The sequence below is a fragment of the Mesorhizobium sp. GW821-FHT04C10 genome (assembly GCF_059420305.1).
In genome coordinates, this window is record NZ_JBWKTL010000001.1 from 697,671 (window position 1) to 720,633 (window position 22,963).

Below are 22,963 nucleotides of genomic sequence, written 5' to 3' on the forward strand. Positions count from 1 at the left end.
TGGTCACCGAAGCGATTGAGTTGAGTAGAATTGGTTAGTCTGCGCTGCCCCTCATTGTCCTGCCGGACATTTCTCCCCGTACAGGGACGGGGAGAAACACGCTGTCATCGACGGCTTCGCCAGTCGCCAGCGTTGCAGAAGGGCGCCGGCTTCACCACAGCTCCCTTCTCCCCGTCCCTATACGGGGAGAAGGTGCCGGCAGGCGGGTGAGGGGCTGCGCCAACCGACACCCCTCAAGCTCCACTATCTCAGAGTCCGTTGTCCTTCAGCACCTTGGCGGCGTTTTCCTTGGTGATCTTCTCGGTGGGCAGCGTGATGGTTTTTTCGACCTTCTCGCCGTTGAGGAACTTGATCGCCTGGCGCAGGCCTTCGGCACCGGGGGTGACATAGGTGAAGGTCGCCGTCAGTTCGCCCTTGTTCACCATTTGCACGCCTTCATTGGGCAGGCCGTCAATGCCGATGAACTTGATGTCCTTCTCGCGGCCGACATCCTTGGCGGCGAGATAGGCGCCGTAGGCCATCGGGTCGTTGTGGCCGTAAACGAGATCGATCTTCTCGTTGGTTTTCAGCGCGTTGGCCATCAGATTGTAGGCCTGGTCCTGCTTCCAGTCGCCCGACTGCTGGTCGAGCAGATACTTGATGCCCGGTTCCTTGTCGGTGAATTCATGGAAGCCGTCATGGCGGTCGTGCGCCGGCTGGGTGCCCATGCCGCCCCAGATCTCGACGACATTGCCAGCCGCCTTGCCCTTGCCGCCGAGCAGTTCGACCGCATATTCGCCGGCCGCGCGGCCGATCAGCTTGTTATCGCCGCCGACGAACTGCGTGTAGTCCTTGGTGTCGACGTTGCGGTCGAGCACGAAGACCGGGATCTTGGCGTCGATGGCCTGCTGCACGACGCCCGTCAGGCCCGCGGATTCCTTCGGCGACACCAAAAGCGCGTCGACCTCCTGGCGGATCAGGTTCTCGACATCGGCGACCTGCTTCTCGGTCTTGTCCTCGCCATCGGTGATGATCAGCTCGACCTCGGGATGCTTGGCGGCTTCGGCAATGATGTCCTTGTTGAACTGGGCGCGCCAGGGCTCGATGGTCGTCACCTGCGAGAAGCCGATCTTCCATTTCTTGTCCTGGGCGAAGGCATTGCCGGTCGAAAGCAGCGCGGTGGTGGTCAGCAGTGCCGCGCCGAGTGCGGCAAGCTTCAGCATGTCACGTCGTTTCATTTCTTGTTTCCTCCGAGATTGAGAGACGGGGTCTCTTGTGGCGGCCGCTTGGCTGCGGCCGTTTCCTTGCGCGCCGGTTGCCCGCCGGGCAGGCGCAGATAGGCCAGGAGATCGCCGGCATTGCGCTCCTGCACGAGCACGGTGCCGATGATGATCATGCCCTTCAGCACCAGTTGAAGATTTGAATTGATGTTGTGGAGCTGCAGTATGTTGGAGAGCAGCCCGAAGATCAGCACGCCACAGAACGTGCCGATCAGGCTGCCGCGTCCGCCCATCAGGCTGGTGCCGCCGATGACCACGGCGGCGATGGCGTCGAGCTCCAGCCCGGCACCGGCATCGGGCTTGCCTTGCCGGTACTGTGCCACATAGAGCACAGCTGCGATGCCGGCGAGCAGGCCGGAGATGGCATAGGTCGCGATCTTGACGCGGCCGGCGGCGATGCCGGAGAGCCGCGCGGCCTCCTCATTGCCGCCGATGGCATAGACATAGCGGCCGAACGGGGTGAAACGCAGCACGGCGCCGTAGATCAGGATGGCACCGAGGAAGAACAGGCCAGGCATCGGGATGACGCCGAACACCAGCGAGCGCAGCATCTCGAAATCGGCGGTGGCGTTCGAGCCGGTATAGACCGGCAGCACCGCATTGTTCTGGCCGGCGGTGAGCCGGGCGATGCCGAGTGCCGTCACCATCATCGCCAGCGTGACGATGAAGGGCTGCAGCCGCCCGGCAACGATGATGAAGCCGTTGATGGCGCCGAACAGCAGGCCGACGCAGGGCGCCACCAAAAGCACGCCGAGCACGCCGAATTTGGGCTCGATCTGCGGCAGCAGGTACCATAGCGACAGGCAGCACAGCACCACGCCGACGATTGCCGGCGTGACCAGGCCGCGAACGCTGTCCAGCTTCACGTCGCGCGCGGCGGCATCCGGACCGGCACGGGATTTTTCCACGTTGAGGAAGATGAAGCGGGTGATGACGAAGCCAAGGCAAAGCGCCACCAGCGCGACGGTCGGCACGCCCAGCACGACACCCGGCGTTACACCTGGCACCGTCAGCAGCATGGCGCAGACCACCGAGCAGATGGCCATCAGCGAGCCGACGGAAAGATCGATGCCGCCGGTGATGATCACCGCCGTCATACCGGTGGCGATCAGTCCGGTGGTCGACACCTGGCGCAGCACGTCGAGCAGATTGCCGTAGGACAGGAAGATGTTGTTGCCCTTGGAACTGACCGGCGAGCCGAGCACGCCGATCAGGAAGATGGCGATCAGGCCCCAATAGAGCTTGGTGCGGGACAGGAGCTTCAGGGCAGTCATGCGGCTGGTCTCGATAGCGTCCGGCGCGGTGCGGCGAGGCGCATGATGGCCTCTTCGCTTGCCGCGTCGCGGGAAAGAATGCCAGTCTGGCGGCCGTCGGCCATCACCAGGATGCGATCCGAGAGATGCAGCAATTCCGGCAACTCGGAGCTGATGACCGCGATGGCCAGGCCGTCGCGCGCCAACTGGAAGATGAGGTCGTAGATCTCGCGCTTGGCGCCGACATCGATGCCGCGCGTCGGCTCGTCCAGCAAGAGCACGCGCGGCCTGGTCGCCAGCCACTTGCCGATGACGACCTTCTGCTGGTTGCCGCCCGACAGCGTGCCGGCGGGCTGATCGATGTCCTGGCAGCGTATGCCGAGTGCCTTGACCGCCTGCCGCGCCAGCCCCTGCTCGCCGGCCAGCGAGCGGATGCCGAAGCGTGCCAGCGACCCGACCAGCGGCAGTGCGACATTGTCCGTGATCGAGGCCTGCAGGTGGAGGCCTTGCGTCTTGCGGTCCTCGGTGACCAGCGCGATGCCCAGCCGCCTGGCGTCGCGCGGCGAGCGGATGTTCACGGACCGGCCGTCGAGTTGGATCTCGCCGCCGGCACGGCCATCGCCCGAGCCGAAGATCGCCTCCATGATCTCAGTGCGGCCCGAGCCCAGAAGGCCGCCTATGCCGAGGATTTCGCCCGCGGCCAGATCGAAGCTGACGCCGTCGATCACCTGCCGCCAACCCTGGCGGTCGGGCTTCGACAGCGACAGATTGCTGACCGAAAGCACGGTTCGGCCGCCGGGATCCCGCTCGTCTTGGGAGGATGCGAGCAGGTCCCGTCCGACCATCGCCGAAATGATGGCATTCTCGTCAAGCTCGGCCATCGGCCGCGTCAGCACATGGCGCCCGTCGCGGAATACCGTGACGCGGCCGGCCAGATGCATCACCTCGTCGATGCGGTGCGAGATGTAGACGATGGCGACGCCGCTTTCGGCAAGCTGGCGGATGATGCGGAACAGCCGCTGGCATTCTGCGGGCGAAAGCGCCGAGGTCGGCTCGTCCATGATCAGGATGCGCGCCGACATCGACAGCGCCTTGGCGATTTCGACCAGCTGCTGTTCGCCGACGCGCAAGGCGCCGACACGGGCTTCCGGGTCGAGTTCGATGCCAAGCCGCTGCAGGAGGGCGGCCGCCGCACGGCTGCTCGCCTTGCGGTCGACGATCAGCCCGGCGATCAGTTTTTCACGGCCGAGGAAGATGTTGTCGGCGACGCTGAGTTCCGGCACCAGGTTGAGCTCCTGGTGGATGATGGCGATGCCGGCATCCTCGGCGTCGCGCACGCCGGCGAAGTTGACCGGCCCTCCATCGACGCTGACCGTGCCTTCGTAGCCGGTATAGACGCCGGAGAGGATCTTCATCAGCGTCGACTTGCCGGCGCCGTTCTCGCCCATCAGGGCATGGACCTCGCCACGCCGCAATTCGAAACCGACATCGACCAGGGCGGCGATTCCGCCGAAGCTCTTGGAAATGTGCTCGGCGCTCAGGACGACATTGGAATGGTCCGCCGCCGCGGCATGCCCATGAGCGATGGGACCTCTGTGCTCCATGACAATGGCGGCCTCCCTTCCGTCCTCGTCAATCTCATCCAAACGCTATTCTAAACGTTTCGATACTGTCAAGCCGCTATCTGATAACGCAGGATTGACCCTTTTCAATTCTTGCGAAAAACCTTGATATTCCGTAGGTATGGCGAACACACATCGGCGAAACGTTTCGAAAATGGCAGCATCCAAGCGGACGAGACAGCGAAAATCGACGGCGCCGACCATGCTGCATGTGGCGGAAGCGGCACGTGTCTCGGTCGCCACCGTGTCGGCGCTGATCAACGGCACGGCGACCGTCAGCCCCGAACTCAGCCAGCGCATCGAGCAGGCGATCCGCGACATCGGCTACAAGCGCAATGCGATCGCCCGCAGCCTGAAAATGGGCACGACGCGCACCATCGGCCTGACCGTGCCGCACATCACCAATCCGTTCTTCACCGATGTCGTCTCGGTCATCCAGCAGGCCTTCGACCGCGCCGGCTATGCCGTCATGCTTTGCTGTACGGACGAGGATCTGAACACCCAGGACGACCAGATCAGGCTCTTGCTCGACCGCATGGTCGACGGGCTTATCGTGGCGCGTGTCGGCGACGGCGCGATCCTCAAGGGGATCGTCGACGACGCCAATGTGCCGGTCGTGCTGCTGGACCGCATCTGCGAGGGCGTCGATACCGATGCGGTGGTGCTCGACAACCAGCGCGCCGTGTTCGACGCCATCACCTACCTGATCAATCTCGGCCACCGGCGCATCGGCTACATCACCGGCACGTCCGATATTTCGCCCATGCACGACCGCATGACCGGATACAGCGAGGCGCTTCGGGCTGCCGGCCTGCCGGTGGCCGAGGACCTGGTTCGCTCCGGCAATTTCCATGAGATCGACGGCTACAACGCGACCATGCAGCTGCTCTCGCTGCACAATCGGCCAAGCGCGATCTTCTCGGCCAACAACCCGATGGTGATCGGCACCATGAAGGCAATCCGCGACATCGGCCTGTCCTGCCCGGAGGACATTTCTGTTGCCTGCTTCGACGATTTTCCGTGGTCCGACGTGTTCCAGCCGCAACTGACCACTGTCGCGCAGCCGGTGCAGGCGATCGGCGAACAGGCGGCCAATCTGCTGCTCGACCGCCTTGCCGGCAACCGGGACGCGCCACCGCGCAAGCTGGTGCTCAAAGGCCGGCTGATGATCCGCAATTCGTGCCGGCCGCTCGGAGCAATCGCGCAGAGCGTGAGTGCCTAGAGCCGGATGATTTCAGGTCGAATCGACCTGAAATCTGAATCCGCCTCTAAATCAAAGAGATAGAGCATGATGTCGTCCGAAAACCGCTTCACACTTTTCGGCATCATGCTCTAGGCCGGAAACACTCCCAAGCAAAGCGCCTGCAGCTTGGAAAAGACACCCTTGCCGCCCGATATGACCTGCGTCCCGCTCTGCAGCACCGTCTTGCGATCCGCCTTCAGCACCGTGCCGCCGGCCTCCTCGATCAGCAGCATGCCAGCCAGGCAGTCCCAGGCGTTCATGTGTTCCTCCACATAACCAAGCAGCCGGCCCGAGGCCACATAGGCCAGCATCAGGGCGCCGGACGCGTTGCGGAAGAAGACACCGCCTTCGGCGAGGATCTTCTTGATCAGCACGGCGATGTTCTCGGCCTCGGCCCGGTTCGAAAATCCGGTCCCCACCGACCCTTCTTCCAGGCTGGTCGCCGCGCTTGCCTTGATCGGCCGGCCGTTGACGAAGGCGCCGCCGCCGAGCCGCCCGTGAAACGTCTCGCCGGTCGACGGCTCGTGGATGACGCCGACGACCGTCTCCCCGTCCCGGGCGCAAGCGATCACCACGCACCAGGCCGGAATGCCGCGCACGAAATTGGCGGTGCCGTCGATGGGGTCGATGACCCAGACATGGCCGGTAGAGCCGGCGACCGAGGCATGCTCCTCGCCGACAATGCCGTCCTGCGGATAGTCGGCGGCGATTGCAGCGCGGATGAACAGCTCGACCTCACGGTCGGCTTGCGAGACCAGGTCCTGATGGCCCTTGCTCTCGATGGTCAGGCTGTCCAGATCGCGGAAATATCTGAGACCGAGGTCACCGGCGCGCCGCGCCAGATCGATGGCAAACCGCTCGCGCGCTTCATGGTCGTTTTTCAAGGGAAGTTTCCGATCCGTGGAGGGAAACCGCCCATAGCAAAACGGCGGTGCCTGCAACAGTGCCTGCCAGGCAGGTTCCGTAAAAGTGTTGCACGGTTTTGCGGCAGACAAAGAAACTCAAGCAGACGACGCATTGGCGAAGCCAGCGGAGTCTGCTTGGAAGATCAGGCCGCCTGCAAAAGCGATTTATGAGCCTCAGCCAGAATCTCGAAGGAGCGCACCCGCGCCGCATGATCAAAGATCTGCGCGGTGACCATCAGCTCGTCGGCACCGGTGCGGCGCACGAAGGCGTCGATGCCTTGCCGGACCGTTTCGGGAGAGCCGACGACGGCGCAGGACAGCGCCTGGCCGAGCATGGTCTTGGCCATCGGGTCGAGATCCCTGTCATAGTTCTCGACGGGCGGCGGCAATCTTCCCGGCCTGCCGGTGCGCAGATTGACGAAGGCCTGCTGCAGCGAGGTGAACAGCAGACGCGCCTCGGCATCGGTAGGTGCCGCAAATACATTGAGGCCGAGCATGACATGCGGCTTGTCGAGCTGCTCCGACGGCTGGAAGCGGGAGCGGTAGATGTCCAGCGCATGGTCGAGCTCCGCCGGCGCGAAATGCGAGGCAAAGGCGTAGGGCAGGCCGAGCATGGCGGCGAGCTGCGCGCCATAGAGGCTCGAGCCGAGGATCCAGATCGGCACGGTCTGGCCTTCGCCGGGCACGGCGCGCAGGCGCTGGCCTTCCTCCGCCGGCAGGAAATAGCCCATCAGTTCGACGACATCCTGCGGGAAGTTGTCGACGCCGGCTTCCAGGTTGCGGCGCAAGGCGCGCGCGGTGTTCATGTCTGTGCCGGGGGCCCGGCCGAGCCCCAGATCGATGCGGCCGGGAAACAGGGCTGCCAGCGTGCCGAACTGCTCGGCGATCACCAGCGGCGCATGGTTGGGCAACATGATGCCGCCGGCCCCGACGCGAATGGTTTTGGTGCCGCCGGCGACATGGGCGATGACCACCGATGTGGCTGCGCTGGCGATACCCGGCATGTTGTGATGCTCGGCCAGCCAGTAGCGCTTGTAGCCCAGCCGCTCGGCATGGCGGGCAAGATCGAGCGAGTTGGCCAGCGACTGCGAGGCATCGCTGCCTTCGACGATCGGCGACAGGTCGAGAACGGACAGTTCGGTCATGCGGTGGGATCCTGTGTAGAAGCCGCATGTAGGGTGCGCCTGGCGACGCCGCAAATTCAAAAATATTGATCAGCCCTTCGCCGGCTCGGTGTCGGCGGCATCATCGTCCCCCACCACGGCGGTCTGCTGCGCGGCGAGAAAATTGCCGACATGGCCGAGCCCCTCGAAATGGTCGCAGAACACCTTGATGACGACCAGCAGCGGCACTGCCATCAAGGCGCCGACGAAACCCCACAGCCACGACCAGAAGGCAATGGCGATGAAGATCGCCACGGCGTTGATCTCCAGGCGCCTGCCGACCACCATCGGCGTCACGAATTGGCCTTCGACGACATCGCAGAGCAGTACGAAGGCCGGCGCCAGAAGCGCGTAGGAAATGGTGTCGAAGCTGATCAGCGCCATCACCGCGACCAGCACGATGGTCAGCAGCGCGCCGACATAGGGCAGGAAGTTTAGCAGGGCGGCGGCCACGCCCCAGACCAGCGGGTTGGGCATGCCGAGCGCCCACAGGCCAAGGCCGATGACCGTGCCAAGGCCGGCATTGATGATGGTGACGGTGAGCAGATAGTGCGAAATCTCGCGCTCGACGTCATAGACGACGCGCAGCGCCCGCTTCTTTTCCGTGAGGCTGGCGAAGGACTGGATGATCTTCTCGTAGAACATCGTGCCCGAGGCGAGCAGGAACAGCGACAGCACGAAGATGATGGTGAGGCTGGTTCCCGCCGCCAGGATGTTGCTGGCGGCGGATGACAGGATGCCCGACTGGGCGACCGCCACCTTCTGCACGCCGGGCTCCTGCGACGTCTCGGTCAATTGTTCGATCTGATGCGAGACCTGCATGATCTTTTCCAGCGGACGCCGCAATTGCGCCAGCCGGTCGGTGAGCTGCTGGCCGATCGACGAGGTGTTGTTGATGAGCTCGAAGACCGGGCCGCTGAGCAGGTAGCCGGCGCTTGCGAACACACAGATGGACAACAGCACGAGAAGCGTCGCCGAAACCACTTCGGGAATGCCGCGCTTGCGCAGCAGCCGCACGATCGGCGTCAATGTCAGCGCCAGCAGGAACGCCAGGATGACCGGCATGAAGAAGGCGCGGGCGAAATAGAGCGCATAGACGGTCATGAAAATGAAGATGCCGACCAGCAGCGTGCGCATCAGATGCGTATCGGCACGCGCCACGGCGCGCGCTTCGGCCGCTTCGGCAACGCCCGCGCCCAGCGCGTCGGGTTCGGCTTTCATCTCGGTCCCTCGGCGGTGCACCGCAATTGGTGCAATCCGTCGACCGGAAACGCTGGCGCGGCTTCAAGGTTCCGTTAGCCGGCAGGGTCCGAGAAGCCGGCCCTGCCGTTAGCTTACGCCACCGGAGTCGCCACCGCCGGCGCGGATTTCGCCGTCTCCTTGCGCACGATCGGCGCCACCTTGGTGCCGTAGAGCTCGATCGCCTTCATGATCTTGGCATGCGGCATGGTGCCGATCGCCATCTGCAGCAGGAAGCGGTCATTGTTGAAGATCCTGTGCTGGGCGACGATCTTTTCGGCCACCTGTTCCGGATTGCCGACGAACAGCGCGCCATTGGGGCCGCGCGCCTGATCGAAATGCGCCCGCGATGTCGGGCCCCAGCCACGCTCGCGGCCGATGCGGTTCATCACCTCCGCCTGCGGACCGTAGAAATCGTCGGCTGCCTGTTCGGTCGTCTCGGCAATAAAGCCGTGCACGTTGATGCTGGTGGCGAGACCCCCGGGATCACTGCCGGCGCGCTTGGCAGCCTCGCGGTAGAGGTCGAACAGCGGCGCGAAGCGGGCAGGCTCGCCGCCGATGATGGCGAGCGCCAGCGGCAGGCCGAGCGCGCCGGCGCGGGCGGCGGACTGTGGCGTCCCACCAATCGCGATCCAGATCGGAAGCCTTTCCTGGAACGGACGGGGGTATACGCCGCGATCGTTGATCGCCGCGCGCAGGTTGCCGGACCAGGTGACCTTCACCTGGTCGCGAATGGCAAGCAGCAGATCGAGCTTTTCGGCGAAGAGCTCGTCATAATCCTCGAGATTGTAGCCGAACAGCGGAAAGGATTCGATGAACGAGCCGCGCCCGGCCATGATCTCGGCGCGGCCGCCCGACAAAAGATCGAGCGTGGCGAACTGCTGGAAGACGCGCACCGGGTCATCTGAAGAGAGCACGGTGACCGCGCTGGTCAGCTTGATGCGCTTCGAGCGCTCGGCCGCGGCCGCCAAAGCCACGACCGGCGCGGACGCGGCATAATCGGGGCGGTGATGTTCGCCCAGGCCAAAGACGTCGATGCCGACCTGGTCGGCCAGTTCGACCTCCTCGATCAGGTTGCGCAGCCGCTCATGCGGCCCGATAGCGCCTGGGCCGGGCTGCGGGCTGACGTCGGCGAAAGTGTAGAGACCGAGTTCCATGTGATGTCATCCTGGTGTTGGGTTTTGTCGGTAAAGCAATTCCAGGAAAAGTATGAAACGGTTTTCCGTCCGGAATTGCGTCAAAGAGAAAGAGCGGTTCACCGAAAGGCGAACCGCTGACGTAGCGATCGTACCGCCTCGCCGCCAGAGAGGCTGACGGTGAACAGTGCATGTCGGTTTGGGTGGGAAAAGGCGTCTCCCGGCTGCAACATCGCGGAATTTCATGGCTGGCATACCGTTTTGGCGCTTGAACTCTCGGCATTCGCGCGTATGTAAGCCTCGCGAATTGACTTCAGGGAAGTGGACTTGGCTATCTACAGGGAAAAAGACATTTTCGAGCGGCGCAACGCCGCGAACGAGGCAAAGAAGGCGCTTCTGGAGCGTTTCAAGTCAAAGCCGGCGGCAGATGATCCTGCGGTGCTGGCGCGACAGGCCGAACGCAAGGCGATCCTCGAGGCTCGCGCGATACGCGAAGCCGAGAAGGCAAGGCTGAAGCAAGAAAAGCTGGCACGCGAGGCGGTCGAGAAGGCCGAGCGCGAGGCGGCGGCCGAAGCGGAACGCATTGCGGCCGAAGAGGCGGCACAGGCAGAAGCGAAGATCAAGGAAGCCGAAGAGACCGAGCGCATTGCTCGTTTGCTGGCCGACGAAGCCGAACGCAAGGCAAAACGCGACGCACGCTATGCGGCGCGCAAGCAGCGCACCGGCAGAACGCCTCCAGGCTTCTCCGCCCGCTAGCAGCTTCGGCGCAGCCAAGTTTGAATGTTGAATCAGGGTCGCCTTGCAGCGGCCCTGAATGTGTTTGCGCGAAAATGGCGCCTTGGCCTTCGGGGATGCGTATCGTTGTCCCAAAGCCGCTTGGCGGCTTTGGGCGACGTGCATTCAGGCCGCGAACTTCAGCCCCATGATGCCGCAGACAATCAGCGCGATGCAGGCAAGCCGGATCGCCGTGGCGGGTTCGCCGAGCAGCCAGATGCCAAGCAGCGCCGTGCCGACCGTGCCAATGCCGGTCCACACCGCATAGGCGGTGCCGACGGGAAGCGCCTTCAGCGCTAGGCCGAGCAAGGTGAGACTGATGATCATCGACGCGACCGTGAGCACGGTCGGAACGAGCCTGGTGAACCCATCAGTGTATTTGAGGCCGATCGCCCAGCCGATTTCGAACAGGCCGGCGAAAAACAGAAAAATCCAAGACATCGGGAACGCTCCATCCAGCATCGGATCGGAAACAGAATCCGATCCTCAGATCAACAATGGGCGGGTCGTCCCGACCTAATTTTTCGGAGAAGCGCGGGGTCGTCCCCGCGCCAGGGATATAGGGTTGTCCAAAAGCCCGATCAACACCCGCCGTCGGCATTGTCGAATGCCGCCGGTGAGATCCCACCGCGCCGGATTTGTCGAGGCCTACTTCTCCTTGATGCGCATCGCCTTGACCGGCGGCGCCTTCAGGACGGGAGCGGCTGCCGGCTTCTTGGCGTCCTTCTTCGGCTTGCGGGCTTCCTTGCCTGCCTTCATCGCACCTTTAGCCATGATTCGTTCCTCCAATTGCGGGGAGTGAATTGAAACAAGAGAAACGCTTCGCTGCAAGGGGGCAGCGCCGGTCAGGAACTGACGGTCGGCCGCTTTCAACCAATTTCTGGAGCAGTTCACGTTCCGCGGAAACGGTTAACTGCCCTAACTCCTTGTTTTGGCGCAATTCCCAAGGGCAAAGCGCTATGCGCTTTGCCCGGGAAAACCGCGTCACGCTTTTCCTGGAACTGCTCTCGTAAACCATGACCGTCCGTGCCATGGTCGTCCTCGCACTGCAGCATCGATCCGCGCTTTCGCCGGGTGATCGTCAGGCAGGCCGGTCAGGACGACAATGCGGATCCATATCGGCTGCGAGATGAGCTTCGACTTTCCGCAGGAAACACCGCTCATCGCGATGCTCAATGTCCACTATTCCCGCGCTTCCGATCTTGAGCGCCCGGACTTCTTGACATCGAACCCGCCTGTGCCGATCGAGAGCTACCGCGACAGTTTCGGCAATTGGTGCAACCGCTTCGTTGCGCCGCCTGGACGGTTCACATTCGGCACCGATGCGGTGATCCGCGCGCCCGGCACATTCGAGATGAGCGAGCTGATGGCCTGGCAGCACGAGGTGCGTGACCTGCCGGCGGAAACGCTGCTGTTCCTGCTGCCCAGCCGGTTTTGCGAGAGCGACCTTTTGGCCAGCGAGGCATGGCGGCTGTTCGGCCATACGCCGCTCGGCATACCGCGCGTGCAGGCGGTGTGCGATTTCGTCCACAACCACATCGTCTTCAACTACGGCAACGCGCGGCCGACGCGCACCGCGGCGGAAGCCTATCGCGAGCAGAGCGGCGTGTGCCGCGACTTCGCGCACCTCGCCGTCACCTTCTGCCGGGCGCTCAACATCCCGACACGCTACTGCACAGGCTACATCAGCGATATCGGCATGCCGAAGCCATGGGCAAGCATGGATTTCGCCGCCTGGATGGAAGTCTATCTCGGCGGCCGCTGGCATGTCTTCGATCCGCGCAACAATGCACCACGCATCGGCCGTATCCTGATCGCCTCCGGACGCGACGCGGCGGATGTGCCGCTGACCCATATTTTCGGACCGGGGACACTGGCCGGCTTCAAGGTGTGGACCGACGAAATCGTCGAATAGTCGCCGTCCCCCCGCCGGTCCCAGGCAAATCGGGTCTTGAACAACCCGGCAGTTGGCGCGTTATGGTGGAGCTTCGGCCGTCCGGCCGTTAGGCTGGGTGCGTCAAACGGGGACCAAACTGCATGGCCGGGCATAGCGGCTCCAAAATGGTCATCTATGCGGCGCTCGCCGGCAATCTGGCGATCGCGCTGACCAAATTCGCCGCCGCCTTCTTCACCGGCAGTTCGGCGATGCTGTCGGAAGGCGTCCATTCGCTGGTCGATACCGGAAATGGCGGGCTGCTGCTCTACGGCATGCACCGGGCCGCGCGCCCGGCCGACCGCACGCATCCGCTGGGCCACGCCCGCGAGCTCTATTTCTGGAGCTTCATCGTCGCGCTCCTGGTTTTCGCGCTCGGCGCCGGCGTGTCGTTCTATGAGGGCATCATCCACATCATGGCCCCGGAGCCTGTCGCCAATGTCAAGGTGAACTATGTCGTCCTGGGCCTCTCCTTCCTGTTCGAAGGCAGCTCCTGGCTGGTGGCGCTGAAGGAATTTCGCCGGGAGAAGGGCAAGCAAGGCTGGCTGCAAGCCGTGCAATCGAGCAAGGACCCGAGCGTCTATACGGTGCTGTTCGAGGACAGTGCAGCACTTCTTGGCCTGATCGTCGCCTTTGGCGGCATACTGGCGGCGGAGTTGCTGGAGATGCCGGAACTCGACGGCGCCGCCTCGATCGGCATCGCGCTCATCCTCGGCGCGACAGCGATTTTCCTCGCCCGCGAAAGCAAGGGCCTGCTCATCGGCGAGCCGGCATCCCTCGAGGTGCAAAGGAAAGTGCTGGCAATCGCCCAGCAGGATCCGGCGGTGCAGCGGGCGAACGGCGTCCTGACCGTTCACATGGGACCGCAAGAGATCGTCGCAGGGTTGAGCATCGAATTCGAGGATCATCTTACCGCGCCGGAAATCGAGGCCTGTGTCCAACGCATCGAGACGCGGCTGAAGGAGGAGATGCCGGAGATCACGCGGCTGTTCGTCAAGCCGCAGACCACGGGTACCTGGGAGCAGCGACGCAAGCTGATCGAGGCCGCATCGAACTAGTCGTGGACCAGCACTGCACCGTTGGCCCAACCGCCTGGCCCCGCTAAGATCAGTCGAAGGATTTCGGAGGAGCAACCATTAAGATCGACGGCGGGTGCCATTGCGGCGCCATCACCTATGAAGCGGAGGTCGACGCGGGAAAGACCTCCATCTGTCACTGCACGGACTGCCAGCAACTGACCGGTACGGCCTTTCGCGTCACAGTTCCCGCGCCCGAGGACCATTACCGGATCACCAGGGGCACGCCAAAAATCTATATCAAGACCGGATCGAGCGGCGCCAAGCGCGCCCAGGCATTTTGCGGCGACTGCGGTTCGCATCTTTATGCGACGTCTGTCGGCGACGGCCCGAAGGTCTATGGGATCCGGGCGGGGACCGCGCGGCAACGCGAGGATCTGGTCCCGACACAACAGAAGTGGCATCGATCGGCTCTGCACTGGCTTCCGGAATTCGAGGGCATAAGCATCGTGGAGGAGCAGTAGCCCCTGCGCCGAAAGCCGCCCAAGGCAGCAATTATGTGCTAGCCTGGCTCGCCATCAAACGGGCGGGTGATAGCCATGCTGGAAACGGACAAGTTGTTTGCCGGCTCGATCCCGGAAAACTACGACCGCTATATGGTGCCGTTGATTTTCGAGCCGTTCGCCGCGGATCTTGCGCAAAAAGCAGCATCCTTTTCGCCCAGCGCCGTGTTGGAAGTCGCCGCGGGCACCGGGGTTGTCACCCGTGCATTGGCGCCAAGACTGTCTCCTGGCGCAAGCTATGTCGTGACCGACCTCAACCAGCCGATGCTCGACTATGCCGCTTCGCGACAAGCTCCCGACAGCCGCATCCAATGGCGCCAGGCCGACGCCATGGCGCTGCCGTTTGAAGATGCGACCTTCGATCTCGTTTGCTGCCAGTTCGGCGCGATGTTCTTTCCCAGCCGCCCCTCCGCTTACCGCGAAGCAAGGCGGGTGCTGAAGCCCGGCGGACATTTTCTGTTCAACGTATGGGATCGCATCGAAGAGAACGTGTTTGCCGATGATGTGACGAATGCCCTGGCCAGGATTTTTCCGAACGATCCACCGCGCTTTCTGGCCCGCACGCCGCACGGCTACCACGATACGGCATTGATCCGCGGAGACCTTGAGCAGGCGGGCTTCTCCGCTGTGGCGATCGAGACGAGGGCCGAACAAAGCCGTGCACCCTCGCCGCGCATTCCGGCCGTTGCCTATTGCCAGGGAACGGTGCTTCGCACCGAAATCGAGGCCAGGGACCCGGGAAAACTCGACGCCGCAACGGACTATGCCGCATCCTCGATTGCGGCCAGGCATGGCAGCGGTGTGGTTGCCGCCAAGATTCAAGCCCACGTCATCGTCGCCGTGGCCTAGAGCGGTTCAGCGTTTGACGGAATCGCAGAACCGCTCTAACTATTTGTTTTTACGCAATTCCGGACGGAAAACCGTTACACACTTTTCCTGGAATTGCTCTAGGCAGTTATTTGCTCAGTCGTCGCCTTCGACGACCCGCAGCCTGAGCTGCCCGGTCTTTGAATCGGCAACGCGCGGGCCGGGGTCGAGTTTCGCGGCCGGTGCCCGGGACGGCGTCTCCGGGCCTGCATCGCCTTCGGCCTGGGCGCCGAACTCCAGCGCCTCGATCTTCTGGCCGCGCTTGGTCACTTTCGATGTCGAGACCAGTATGTCCTCGATATCCTTGGCCGACTGGCCGAAATGGCCCTGCAGCTTGCGCACGCGCTCGTCGACGCGCGCGACATCTTCCATCAGCCGGATCACCTCGCCCTGGATCAGATGCGCCTGTTCGCGCATGCGGGCGTCCTTGAGGATCGCCTGGATGACCTGGATCGACAGCATCAGCAGCGACGGCGAGACGATGACGACGCGGGCGCGGTGCGCCTTGTGGACGATCGCCTCGAAATTCTCGTGGATCTCGGCGAACACCGATTCCGACGGCACGAACATGAAGGCGGTGTCCTGCGTCTCGCCCTGGATCAGATACTTCTCGGAGATGTCGCGGACATGGATGTCGATGTCGCGGCGGAAGGCCTGGGACGCGACCTTCTGCAGGTCGGCGCCATCGGCGGCGCGGATGGCGTTCCACGCTTCCAGGGGAAACTTGGCATCGATGGCCAGCGAGGGCGCGCCGTTCGGCATCTTGACCAGGCAATCGGGCCGGCTGCCGTTCGACAGCGTCGCTTGGAATTCATAGGCGCCATGCGGCAGGCCGTCGGCAACGATCGCCTCCATGCGCGACTGGCCGAAGGCGCCGCGCGTCTGCTTGTTGGAGAGGATGGCCTGGAGCTGAACGACCTGGCCGGCAAGCGACTGGATGTTGCCTTGCGCGGTATCGATGACCGCCAGCCGCTCCTGCAGCTTGGCCAGGCTCTCATGCGTGGATTTGGTCTGCTCGGTCATGGTCTGGCCGATGCGGCCCGTCATGGCGTCGAGGCGCTGGCCGATCGACTGCGTCAACTCCGCCTGGCGCGCGCCGAACACTTCGGCGATGGCGCCCATGCGGCCCTGCATCTCGGCCTGGCTTTGTAAGATGCCGGCCATCCGCGCCTCGGCGTCGCGGGCATGGTCGGCGGCTTCCGCGGCAGCGACGGCGCGCGCCTTGGCCGACCGCCACAGCGCGACGACCAGCGCCACGAAGAGACCGAAAAACAACAAGGCGCCGAAGCCCAGAGCGTGGCCGAGCGTGATTGTCGAGGCGCCAAGCCGGGCGACGGGCTCGGAAAGGATGGTGCTCAGATCATTCATGTGGACAGCATAGCCGATTCGTGGGGCTGGCACAGATCAAAACGTGAACGAGAATCTCTTTGTTCTGGCGCAATTCCGAACGGAAAACCGCTTAACACTTTTCCTGGAATTGCTTTATGAAGCCCACCGGTTGACGCTTTTCGCTGGACGTCTTACGTGGGACGCCATGCCGATCAAGCCGCTCATCATCCTACCCGATCCCATCCTGCGCCAGGTTTCGAAGCCGGTGGAGCGCGTCGACGCGCCGTTGCGCAAACTGGCCGACGACATGCTGGCGACCATGTATGACGCGCCCGGCATCGGGCTGGCGGCAATCCAGATCGGCGAGCCGTTGCGCATGCTTGTGATCGACCTCGCCAAGGAAGACGAAACGCCGGCGCCGCATGTCTTCATCAATCCGGAGATCCTCGAAAGCGCCGATCAGCGCTCCATCTACGAGGAAGGCTGCCTGTCCATCCCCGACTATTACGCCGAGGTCGAACGCCCGGCTTCCGTGCGGGTGAAATATCTCGACCGCGACGGCAAGCTGCAGGAGATGGAGGCCGAGGGTCTGATGGCGACCTGCCTGCAGCACGAGATCGACCATCTCAACGGGGTGCTGTTCATCGACCACATCTCGAAGCTGAAGCGCGACATGGTGGTGAAGAAATTCAAGAAGCTCGCCAAGGACAAGGCGCCGGGCAAGCTGGTGGGATAGGGGAATGCCCCTTCGCGTCATCTTCATGGGCACGCCGGAATTTTCGGTGCCGACGCTGCGCGCGATTGCCGAGGCCGGACATGAGATTTCCGCCGTCTACACGCAGCCGCCTCGCGCGGCCGGCCGGCGCGGGCTGGAGCTGACACCCTCGCCGGTGCAGCGCGAGGCCGAGCGGCTTGGCATCGAGGTACGCACGCCGGCCTCCCTCAAGGCCGAGGCCGAGCGAACCACTTTCCGTGACTTGCGGGCCGATATCGCCGTGGTCGTCGCCTATGGATTGCTGCTGCCGAAGGCTGTTCTCGACGCCCCCCGGCTCGGCTGCGTCAACGGCCATGCATCGCTCTTGCCGCGCTGGCGCGGTGCCGCCCCCATCCAGCGCGCCATCATGGCGGGAGACCTGGAAAGCGGCATGATGGTGATGCGCATGGGAGAGGGTCTCGACACCGGTCCGGTGGGATTGCTTGAAAAATGCGCCATCGATCCCGATATGACAGCCGGCGATCTGCATGATCGGTTGATGAGTGTCGGTGCCGCCCTGATCGTGGAAGCGCTGGCGCGGCTGGAAGAGAACACCCTGACATTTACCGCGCAAGCGGCTGACGGGGTGACTTACGCCAGAAAAATCGATAAATCCGAGACGCGTGTGGATTGGACACGGCCTGCCGTCGAGGTCCATAACCACCTTCGTGGCCTGTCGCCCTTTCCCGGCGCCTGGTCCGAAATTGACATTGGCGGCCGCATGGAGCGGCTGAAACTGCTTCGCTCGACGCTATCCGAAGGTCTGTCGCTTTCGGAAGATCTGGGCGAGTCGGGAGGAATTCTCGATGACCGGCTGACGGTCGCCTGCGGCGCAGGCGCGATCAGACTGGTCGAAGTTCAACGTGCGGGCGGAAAGCCCGCCGCCGCGTCGGAATTCCTGCGCGGAGCCAAGATTGTTAAAGGAATGAAGTTCTCATGAGCATGATGTCGATACGCGCGGCGACGCCGCGGGATCGCGAGGCCATCCGCCTCGTCGAGGAACACGCTTTCGGCCAGCAGGCGGAGGCCGGCTTGGTCGACGCACTGGTGACCGGCGGCGACGCCGTGGTCGAACTGGTGGCGGAAGAAGACGGCCAGGTGGTCGGCCATATCCTGTTTTCACGGCTCTTCGTCCAGAATGGCGGCAAGAGTCTCGCGGCCGTGGCGCTGGCGCCGCTGGCGGTGGAGCCTTCGTTCCATGGCAGCGGAATTGGCGGCGCGCTGATCCGCGAGGCGCATATCCGTCTCAGGGATGCCGGCGAGACACTGGCCGTGGTGCTGGGCGATCCGGCCTATTACGGCCGTTTCGGCTATAGCCATGCGCGGGCCGAAAGATTCGAGAGCGAATACCAAAGCGAAGCGCTGCAGGCGCTGGCCTGGGGCGACGCTCCGGAAGCCGGCAGGCTGGTCTACGCTTCCGCCTTCACCGCTCTCGCCGCGTAGGCAAGAGCGTATAGTCGCCCGGCATGCCGCGTTTTCGCCTCGACATCGAATATGACGGCAGCCTTTTTGCCGGCTGGCAGCACCAGGCCGACCAGCCTTCGGTGCAGCAGGCAATCGAGCAGGCGATCGAGAAATTCAGCGGCGAGGCGGTGCGGCTGCGTGCCGCCGGCCGCACCGATGCCGGCGTGCATGCGACGGCCCAGGTGGCGCATGTCGATCTCGCCAAGGCATGGCCGGATGACAAGGTGCGCGACGCCGTCAATGCCCATCTTCAGGCTGCCGGCGCGCATGTCGCCATCCTGAAGGCGATGGTCGTCCCGGACGATTTCGACGCGCGCTTCTCGGCCACTGGCCGTCACTATCTCTACCGCATCCTCAACCGCCGTGCGCCATCGGCGCTGGACAAGGGCAAGGTGTGGTGGGTGCCGAAGCGGCTCGACGCCGCCGTCATGCACGAGGCGGCGAAAGTCCTGCTCGGCCGGCATGACTTCACCACCTTCCGCTCGACGCAGTGCCAGGCCAACAGCCCGGTCCGGACGCTGGAGCGGCTCGATGTCAGCCGGACGGGCGACATGATCGAGGTAAGAGCCTCGGCGCGTTCCTTCCTGCACAACCAGGTGCGCTCGATGGTCGGCTCGCTGAAACGCGTCGGCGACGGCGGCTGGACCGAGGCCGACCTCAAGGCAGCGCTCGAAGCGCGAGACCGCGCCGCCTGTGGCCAGGTGGCGCCGCCCGACGGGCTTTTTCTCATTGGCGTCGATTATCCCGGATAAAGCCGGTTCTGCGAATAATCTGGAGTGGCTCCACCGGGGAGAACCACAGATTCAGACTACTCGATATCCAATGACTGCTGCCGGGATGTAACAGGCCGCATCCACCTGTACCCAGATCAGCGCACCGAGGTGACGAGACATCTGCGCACTGCTCCCAGGGAATTAATGGCGCCCGAAATCTTCCAAGCGATATCGATGACGTTCGTACGGCAAACGAACCTTGGTACACGAGGCGGTAGTCAAATTGTCGTGATGCTCTTTTTTTTGCAAGTAATTAAGATTTATCTAAATCAGACAGGCAGTGGGGGACTGCGGGCATGCGTTTTCTTAGCGTAGTCAGTCCGACTAAAAACCGATGGTGCTTGTATCTATTATTTCCGCTTTTGGGAGGATGCGCTATTCATCCAACTCCCAGGGACGTCACCCACATTCCAACGTTTGTGATCGTACGGCAAGTCCGCTGCGAAATGCGGAAAGCTGTAATAGACTCTGCTCTAGGCTTTTTGACGGAGCCCTACAATAATCAAAAGATATATTACCAATCTGTCACCGATCCAAAAACGAAGAAGGCTTTCCAAAAAGTTGATGACGCATCCCGAAAAGTTGGTCAAGAATTTGTTGCTCAGTACAATGGGGGTAAGGGATACATATCTAACTTCTCAAGCAAACGCCTGACCGGAATGGCAAAGACCGTTGTCGATTTGATGCTTCATACTGGCGTAGCATATAATTTCGACCTGGAAGCAGTAGAGACAAACAACATAGATCCGACTATAGATTTCCTTCGGCCGCTGCCGATCTCTTCTAAATTTTCCTTCGGTATCGGTGGTAATTTTGACCGTCAGCGTCAGAATGAGCAAACTTTCATGGTCACTGATACTTTTGCGGGCCTAATACAGGATGTTCCTGAGGGGTATTGCACGGGCCATCTAAAGCCGGAGAATTTTGCTTACCCAATAGCCGGAAAAGTCGGGATCGATGAGCTTGTCCGCGAATTCCTGGAAAATACATTGTTCAGCAATTTGTCTGGCAATGATGTGAAGAACTCCATCACCGTGTCCGGCCCCCCTACCATGGTCGAGCAGATGCAGTTTCAAACAACCATTACCGGCAGTTCCACACCCCAGGTCGTGTTCTCGCCCTCAGGAAAGAACCTGCAGTTCAGCGACGCGAGTCTGGGGATAAAGATGTCTCGTTCGGACACTCATAAATTGACTGTCGGACTCTATCTCGACCAGGAAGGCGCCAAAACATCCACCAAATCCAAGAAGGTCGTATTCGGGACATTCGTAACCAGTTCGGGCGGGCCGGCGCAACAGGGCGCAGCCGCAGCCGTCGAGCAGCAACTCTCTCAGAAAGCGCTTAACACCACGATCATTGTGAACCAGTGAGGTCTTGGATATGCCTTCAAAGCCAAAATCAAGTGCCAAGAGTCAAGCCAAACCGTCAGGCAGATCAAGAGCAAAGGTCAGCAAGTCCGGTGCCAAAGGCCCCCCGTCCGGAGCACAGGATGTAGCCAGGGTCAGTGTATTTGGTATGGCCAAACTCGTAAAAGCCTTTCACGATAGCGGACATGAAGCCGCCCTGAACGCGATACTGGGCCCGAACCCCCACGACAAAACCGTGTTTATGGACTACAATAAATTTCAGAAGATCAAAGATTTCGTCAAGAATTCCCAAGATATGAGAAACATAAGCTTGGCCAAAGACTTGGATGAGTGCGACTGCGCGCCTAACGATCCTTATTGTATATGTTTCGGCAACCATTCGACATTTTCTTCTCCGTGATATCCGTCGAACAAGCGACCTCGTTAGGGTCAGGTCTGTTCCCCGGGCGGGATTTGCGACGTCGCTAGGACATCACCTCCCCGTCCGGAACGCTGATGCCAAGCAGCATCTGGAGCCCGAACAGCACCAGCAGCGAAGCGATGAACATGCCGACGAAAACGGCGGTTCCAACCGCCGCGCCCTTGCCGATCGTCGCAGTGGTCATGCGCCAGGTCAGCACCATCGACAGGGCAAACAACAACAGCGACACAAGGCTCGAGACCTGGCTCGCCGAGGACAGGAAAAGCCTGACCAGCGCAGAAGGCAGCATCAGCCAGGCGGTGATGGCCGAGGCCCAGTTGCTGGCGACGACGTAGTGGACGAAGCGGCCGCCAATGCCGGCACGCGGCGCGACCAGGGCGAGCGCGATCAGCGGCAGCACCCAGGAGCCGATGTCGACCGTGGCCAAGCGCAACAGCATGCTGAAGCGGCCCACGAAAGCATCGGGATCACCGATCTCGTTGGCGATGCCGACCCAGCCGACGATCAGCGGCGGCGCGGCAACGATGATGGCGAAGAAAGAATTCCAGAAACCGTCGGCCGACAGGTCGAGCAGGCGCAGGCCATCGGCCTTGCCGAGCATCAGCCGCCAGGCACCGAGCAACGAGGCTTGGGTTTCGTCCGCCGAAAGCATGCTGCTCAGCCTTGTCCGAACCAGTCTTCGATGAAGCGATGGTAGATCCGCGTCAATGTCTCGAGGTCGGCAAGGGCAACGCGCTCGTCGACCATGTGCATGGTCTTGCCGACCAGGCCGAACTCGACCACCGGGCAATAATCCTTGATGAAGCGTGCATCCGATGTGCCGCCGGAGGTCGACAGCGTCGGTTCCTTGCCAACCGCCGACTTGATCGAGCCGGCAAGCGTGTCGACCAGCTTGTCGTCACGGGTCAGGAAGACATGGCTTGGCCGATCGCGCCAGACAAGGTCGTAGTCGACCGGGGTTTTCTTGCCCGGCCGGTACTTCTTGCGCTTGGCCGCCTGGTCGAGCCGGTTGTGGATTTCGGCCTGGATGGTCTCGGCCGTCCAGGTGTCGTTGAAGCGGATGTTGAAGGTCGCGGTGGCCTTGGCCGGAATCACATTGGTGGCCGGGTTGCCGACATCGATGGAGGTGACCTCCAGATTGGTCGGCTGGAAATCCCTGGTGCCCTTGTCGAAGACGGGATGCAGCAAGGCGTCGACCAGGCTGACCAGCCCGCGCACCGGATTGTCGGCAAGCTGCGGATAAGCGGCATGGCCCTGGCGGCCATTGACCGATATCGAACCGGACATCGAGCCGCGACGGCCGATCTTGATCATGTCACCCAGTGCATCCGGATTGGTCGGCTCGCCGACGATCGAGGCATCCCATTTCTCGCCCCTGGAAGCGGCCCATTCGAGCAGCTTGACCGTGCCGTTGATGGCCGGGCCTTCCTCGTCGCCGGTGATCAGCAGCGAGACCGAGCCCTTGGGGCCGCCATTCGCCTCGACATGGCGGGCCACGGCGGCGATGAAACAGGCGATACCGCCCTTCATGTCGACCGCGCCACGGCCATACATCTCGCCATTGGCGATCTCGGCGGCGAAAGGCGGGTGCGTCCAGGCGGCCTCGTCGCCGACCGGCACGACATCGGTATGGCCGGCGAACATCAGATGCGGGCCGTTGCCGGACCGCCTTGCATAGAGGTTCTCGATGTCGGGGGTGCCGTCCTCGGAGAACACCGGCCGGTCGACCAGGAAGCCGAGCGGTTTCAGCATCGTTTCCAGCGCGCTCAGCGCGCCGCCTTCGGCTGGCGTCACCGAGGCGCAACGGATAAGGGCGGCGAGGTTTGCGGCGGGGTCGGTCGGCAGCGTCATGGCAAAAGCGATAGTCGAAAGCTGAGGGCCT

General features: G+C 62.6%; 24 protein-coding genes. 11 read left to right on the plus strand and 13 right to left on the minus strand.

The features are described from left to right. Nucleotides 1-248 precede the first annotated feature (248 nt). From AC07UC_RS03260 to AC07UC_RS03270, 3 genes are read right to left on the minus strand one after another with little or no spacing between them, the layout of a single operon-like run. Nucleotides 249-1,217: a substrate-binding domain-containing protein gene (locus AC07UC_RS03260; RefSeq protein ID WP_065005441.1), complete on the minus strand. Its 969-nt coding sequence runs from the start codon at nucleotides 1,215-1,217 to the stop codon at nucleotides 249-251. Further along, on the minus strand, nucleotides 1,214-2,533 hold the full coding sequence (locus AC07UC_RS03265) for an ABC transporter permease (protein ID WP_140770697.1): 1,320 nt from the start codon (nucleotides 2,531-2,533) through the stop codon (nucleotides 1,214-1,216). Before AC07UC_RS03265 ends, AC07UC_RS03260 begins: the two co-directional genes overlap by 4 nt. After that, nucleotides 2,530-4,116, minus strand: a complete 1,587-nt coding sequence (locus AC07UC_RS03270) for a sugar ABC transporter ATP-binding protein (protein ID WP_494903997.1) — start codon at nucleotides 4,114-4,116, stop codon at nucleotides 2,530-2,532. Before AC07UC_RS03270 ends, AC07UC_RS03265 begins: the two co-directional genes overlap by 4 nt. 220 nt (nucleotides 4,117-4,336) lie before the next feature. On the opposite strand from AC07UC_RS03270, the gene AC07UC_RS03275 reads away from it, so the two are divergent. After that, complete coding sequence (locus AC07UC_RS03275) at nucleotides 4,337-5,356, plus strand: LacI family DNA-binding transcriptional regulator (protein ID WP_140771373.1); 1,020 nt, start codon at nucleotides 4,337-4,339, stop codon at nucleotides 5,354-5,356. Nucleotides 5,357-5,466: 110 nt separating this feature from the next. Here the strand turns inward: AC07UC_RS03275 and AC07UC_RS03280 are convergent, their stop codons facing one another. From AC07UC_RS03280 to AC07UC_RS03295, 4 genes are all read right to left on the minus strand, one after another. Next, the gene (locus tag AC07UC_RS03280; RefSeq protein ID WP_140770701.1) at nucleotides 5,467-6,261 is read right to left on the minus strand and encodes an inositol monophosphatase family protein; all 795 of its coding nucleotides are present in this window, start codon (nucleotides 6,259-6,261) and stop codon (nucleotides 5,467-5,469) included. A 164-nt stretch (nucleotides 6,262-6,425) separates the two neighbouring features. Then, entirely contained in the window at nucleotides 6,426-7,427 is a 1,002-nt protein-coding gene (locus tag AC07UC_RS03285; protein ID WP_494903999.1) for an LLM class flavin-dependent oxidoreductase, read from the minus strand. A gap of 69 nt (nucleotides 7,428-7,496) precedes the next feature. Then, on the minus strand, nucleotides 7,497-8,666 hold the full coding sequence (locus AC07UC_RS03290; RefSeq protein ID WP_140770704.1) for an AI-2E family transporter: 1,170 nt from the start codon (nucleotides 8,664-8,666) through the stop codon (nucleotides 7,497-7,499). 113 nt (nucleotides 8,667-8,779) lie between these two features. Next, nucleotides 8,780-9,841 (minus strand): LLM class flavin-dependent oxidoreductase, encoded by a 1,062-nt coding sequence (locus AC07UC_RS03295; protein WP_494904000.1) that lies wholly within the window; start codon nucleotides 9,839-9,841, stop codon nucleotides 8,780-8,782. Between the two features lie 306 nt (nucleotides 9,842-10,147). On the opposite strand from AC07UC_RS03295, the gene AC07UC_RS03300 reads away from it, so the two are divergent. Continuing rightward, entirely contained in the window at nucleotides 10,148-10,576 is a 429-nt protein-coding gene (locus AC07UC_RS03300) for a DUF6481 family protein (RefSeq protein ID WP_140770707.1), read from the plus strand. A 144-nt stretch (nucleotides 10,577-10,720) separates the two neighbouring features. Here AC07UC_RS03300 and sugE read toward each other — a convergent pair whose 3' ends face one another. Both sugE and AC07UC_RS03310 read right to left on the minus strand, forming a co-directional pair. Continuing rightward, nucleotides 10,721-11,035 carry a quaternary ammonium compound efflux SMR transporter SugE gene (sugE, locus tag AC07UC_RS03305; RefSeq protein WP_140770709.1) on the minus strand — a complete coding sequence of 105 codons (315 nt, stop codon included), beginning with the start codon at nucleotides 11,033-11,035 and terminating at the stop codon, nucleotides 10,721-10,723. A 207-nt stretch (nucleotides 11,036-11,242) separates the two neighbouring features. Continuing rightward, nucleotides 11,243-11,368: a hypothetical protein gene (locus tag AC07UC_RS03310; RefSeq protein WP_081294966.1), complete on the minus strand. Its 126-nt coding sequence runs from the start codon at nucleotides 11,366-11,368 to the stop codon at nucleotides 11,243-11,245. 331 nt (nucleotides 11,369-11,699) lie between these two features. Between AC07UC_RS03310 and AC07UC_RS03315 the strand changes: the two genes are divergently transcribed. The 4 genes from AC07UC_RS03315 to AC07UC_RS03330 all read left to right on the plus strand — a co-directional run bounded on the left by AC07UC_RS03315 (nucleotide 11,700) and on the right by AC07UC_RS03330 (nucleotide 14,955). After that, a complete protein-coding gene (locus AC07UC_RS03315; protein WP_140770710.1) occupies nucleotides 11,700-12,509 on the plus strand; it encodes a transglutaminase-like domain-containing protein in 810 nt (269 codons plus the stop codon). 122 nt (nucleotides 12,510-12,631) lie between these two features. Further along, on the plus strand, nucleotides 12,632-13,585 hold the full coding sequence (locus AC07UC_RS03320) for a cation diffusion facilitator family transporter (RefSeq protein ID WP_494904003.1): 954 nt from the start codon (nucleotides 12,632-12,634) through the stop codon (nucleotides 13,583-13,585). Between the two features lie 77 nt (nucleotides 13,586-13,662). After that, nucleotides 13,663-14,067 (plus strand): GFA family protein, encoded by a 405-nt coding sequence (locus AC07UC_RS03325; protein WP_140770713.1) that lies wholly within the window; start codon nucleotides 13,663-13,665, stop codon nucleotides 14,065-14,067. 75 nt (nucleotides 14,068-14,142) lie between these two features. Next, a complete protein-coding gene (locus AC07UC_RS03330) occupies nucleotides 14,143-14,955 on the plus strand; it encodes a class I SAM-dependent methyltransferase (RefSeq protein ID WP_494904005.1) in 813 nt (270 codons plus the stop codon). A 114-nt stretch (nucleotides 14,956-15,069) separates the two neighbouring features. Here AC07UC_RS03330 and AC07UC_RS03335 read toward each other — a convergent pair whose 3' ends face one another. Beyond that, nucleotides 15,070-16,341, minus strand: coding sequence for a DNA recombination protein RmuC (locus AC07UC_RS03335; protein ID WP_494904007.1), 1,272 nt, complete (start codon nucleotides 16,339-16,341; stop codon nucleotides 15,070-15,072). Nucleotides 16,342-16,507: 166 nt separating this feature from the next. Here AC07UC_RS03335 and def point away from each other — a divergent pair, with 166 nt between their 5' ends. From def to AC07UC_RS03360, 5 genes are all read left to right on the plus strand, one after another. Continuing rightward, the gene (gene def, locus AC07UC_RS03340; RefSeq protein ID WP_494904009.1) at nucleotides 16,508-17,038 is read left to right on the plus strand and encodes a peptide deformylase; all 531 of its coding nucleotides are present in this window, start codon (nucleotides 16,508-16,510) and stop codon (nucleotides 17,036-17,038) included. A gap of 4 nt (nucleotides 17,039-17,042) precedes the next feature. Continuing rightward, complete coding sequence (fmt, locus tag AC07UC_RS03345; RefSeq protein WP_494904011.1) at nucleotides 17,043-17,996, plus strand: methionyl-tRNA formyltransferase; 954 nt, start codon at nucleotides 17,043-17,045, stop codon at nucleotides 17,994-17,996. After that, on the plus strand, nucleotides 17,993-18,499 hold the full coding sequence (locus tag AC07UC_RS03350; RefSeq protein ID WP_140770721.1) for a GNAT family N-acetyltransferase: 507 nt from the start codon (nucleotides 17,993-17,995) through the stop codon (nucleotides 18,497-18,499). The genes fmt and AC07UC_RS03350 overlap by 4 nt, the downstream gene beginning before the upstream one ends. Before the next feature lie 23 nt (nucleotides 18,500-18,522). Continuing rightward, the gene (truA, locus tag AC07UC_RS03355) at nucleotides 18,523-19,272 is read left to right on the plus strand and encodes a tRNA pseudouridine(38-40) synthase TruA (protein ID WP_494904013.1); all 750 of its coding nucleotides are present in this window, start codon (nucleotides 18,523-18,525) and stop codon (nucleotides 19,270-19,272) included. Nucleotides 19,273-19,589: 317 nt separating this feature from the next. Further along, on the plus strand, nucleotides 19,590-20,663 hold the full coding sequence (locus AC07UC_RS03360; RefSeq protein WP_494904015.1) for a hypothetical protein: 1,074 nt from the start codon (nucleotides 19,590-19,592) through the stop codon (nucleotides 20,661-20,663). Between the two features lie 64 nt (nucleotides 20,664-20,727). On the opposite strand, the gene AC07UC_RS03365 is transcribed toward AC07UC_RS03360, so the two are convergent. The 3 genes from AC07UC_RS03365 to dapE form a co-directional block, all read right to left on the minus strand. After that, on the minus strand, nucleotides 20,728-21,039 hold the full coding sequence (locus AC07UC_RS03365) for a hypothetical protein (RefSeq protein ID WP_494904017.1): 312 nt from the start codon (nucleotides 21,037-21,039) through the stop codon (nucleotides 20,728-20,730). Between the two features lie 85 nt (nucleotides 21,040-21,124). Then, complete coding sequence (locus AC07UC_RS03370) at nucleotides 21,125-21,733, minus strand: transporter (RefSeq protein WP_494904019.1); 609 nt, start codon at nucleotides 21,731-21,733, stop codon at nucleotides 21,125-21,127. Between the two features lie 5 nt (nucleotides 21,734-21,738). Continuing rightward, entirely contained in the window at nucleotides 21,739-22,932 is a 1,194-nt protein-coding gene (dapE, locus tag AC07UC_RS03375; protein WP_494904021.1) for a succinyl-diaminopimelate desuccinylase, read from the minus strand. Between the last annotated feature and the right edge of the window lie 31 nt (nucleotides 22,933-22,963).

Bases quoted from the DNA above. Each gene is read 5' to 3' on its own strand.
- AC07UC_RS03260 (WP_065005441.1), bottom strand. From the start codon at position 1,217: ATGAAACGACGTGACATGCTGAAGCTTGCCGCACTCGGCGCGGCACTG.
- AC07UC_RS03265 (WP_140770697.1), bottom strand. From the start codon at position 2,533: ATGACTGCCCTGAAGCTCCTGTCCCGCACCAAGCTCTATTGGGGCCTG.
- AC07UC_RS03270 (WP_494903997.1), bottom strand. From the start codon at position 4,116: ATGGAGCACAGAGGTCCCATCGCTCATGGGCATGCCGCGGCGGCGGAC.
- AC07UC_RS03275 (WP_140771373.1), top strand. From the start codon at position 4,337: ATGCTGCATGTGGCGGAAGCGGCACGTGTCTCGGTCGCCACCGTGTCG.
- AC07UC_RS03285 (WP_494903999.1), bottom strand. From the start codon at position 7,427: ATGACCGAACTGTCCGTTCTCGACCTGTCGCCGATCGTCGAAGGCAGC.
- AC07UC_RS03290 (WP_140770704.1), bottom strand. From the start codon at position 8,666: ATGAAAGCCGAACCCGACGCGCTGGGCGCGGGCGTTGCCGAAGCGGCC.
- AC07UC_RS03295 (WP_494904000.1), bottom strand. From the start codon at position 9,841: ATGGAACTCGGTCTCTACACTTTCGCCGACGTCAGCCCGCAGCCCGGC.
- sugE (WP_140770709.1), bottom strand. From the start codon at position 11,035: ATGTCTTGGATTTTTCTGTTTTTCGCCGGCCTGTTCGAAATCGGCTGG.
- AC07UC_RS03310 (WP_081294966.1), bottom strand. From the start codon at position 11,368: ATGGCTAAAGGTGCGATGAAGGCAGGCAAGGAAGCCCGCAAGCCGAAG.
- AC07UC_RS03315 (WP_140770710.1), top strand. From the start codon at position 11,700: ATGCGGATCCATATCGGCTGCGAGATGAGCTTCGACTTTCCGCAGGAA.
- AC07UC_RS03320 (WP_494904003.1), top strand. From the start codon at position 12,632: ATGGCCGGGCATAGCGGCTCCAAAATGGTCATCTATGCGGCGCTCGCC.
- AC07UC_RS03330 (WP_494904005.1), top strand. From the start codon at position 14,143: ATGCTGGAAACGGACAAGTTGTTTGCCGGCTCGATCCCGGAAAACTAC.
- AC07UC_RS03335 (WP_494904007.1), bottom strand. From the start codon at position 16,341: ATGAATGATCTGAGCACCATCCTTTCCGAGCCCGTCGCCCGGCTTGGC.
- def (WP_494904009.1), top strand. From the start codon at position 16,508: ATGCCGATCAAGCCGCTCATCATCCTACCCGATCCCATCCTGCGCCAG.
- fmt (WP_494904011.1), top strand. From the start codon at position 17,043: ATGCCCCTTCGCGTCATCTTCATGGGCACGCCGGAATTTTCGGTGCCG.
- AC07UC_RS03350 (WP_140770721.1), top strand. From the start codon at position 17,993: ATGAGCATGATGTCGATACGCGCGGCGACGCCGCGGGATCGCGAGGCC.
- truA (WP_494904013.1), top strand. From the start codon at position 18,523: ATGCCGCGTTTTCGCCTCGACATCGAATATGACGGCAGCCTTTTTGCC.
- AC07UC_RS03360 (WP_494904015.1), top strand. From the start codon at position 19,590: ATGCGTTTTCTTAGCGTAGTCAGTCCGACTAAAAACCGATGGTGCTTG.
- AC07UC_RS03365 (WP_494904017.1), bottom strand. From the start codon at position 21,039: ATGGTTGCCGAAACATATACAATAAGGATCGTTAGGCGCGCAGTCGCA.
- AC07UC_RS03370 (WP_494904019.1), bottom strand. From the start codon at position 21,733: ATGCTTTCGGCGGACGAAACCCAAGCCTCGTTGCTCGGTGCCTGGCGG.
- dapE (WP_494904021.1), bottom strand. From the start codon at position 22,932: ATGACGCTGCCGACCGACCCCGCCGCAAACCTCGCCGCCCTTATCCGT.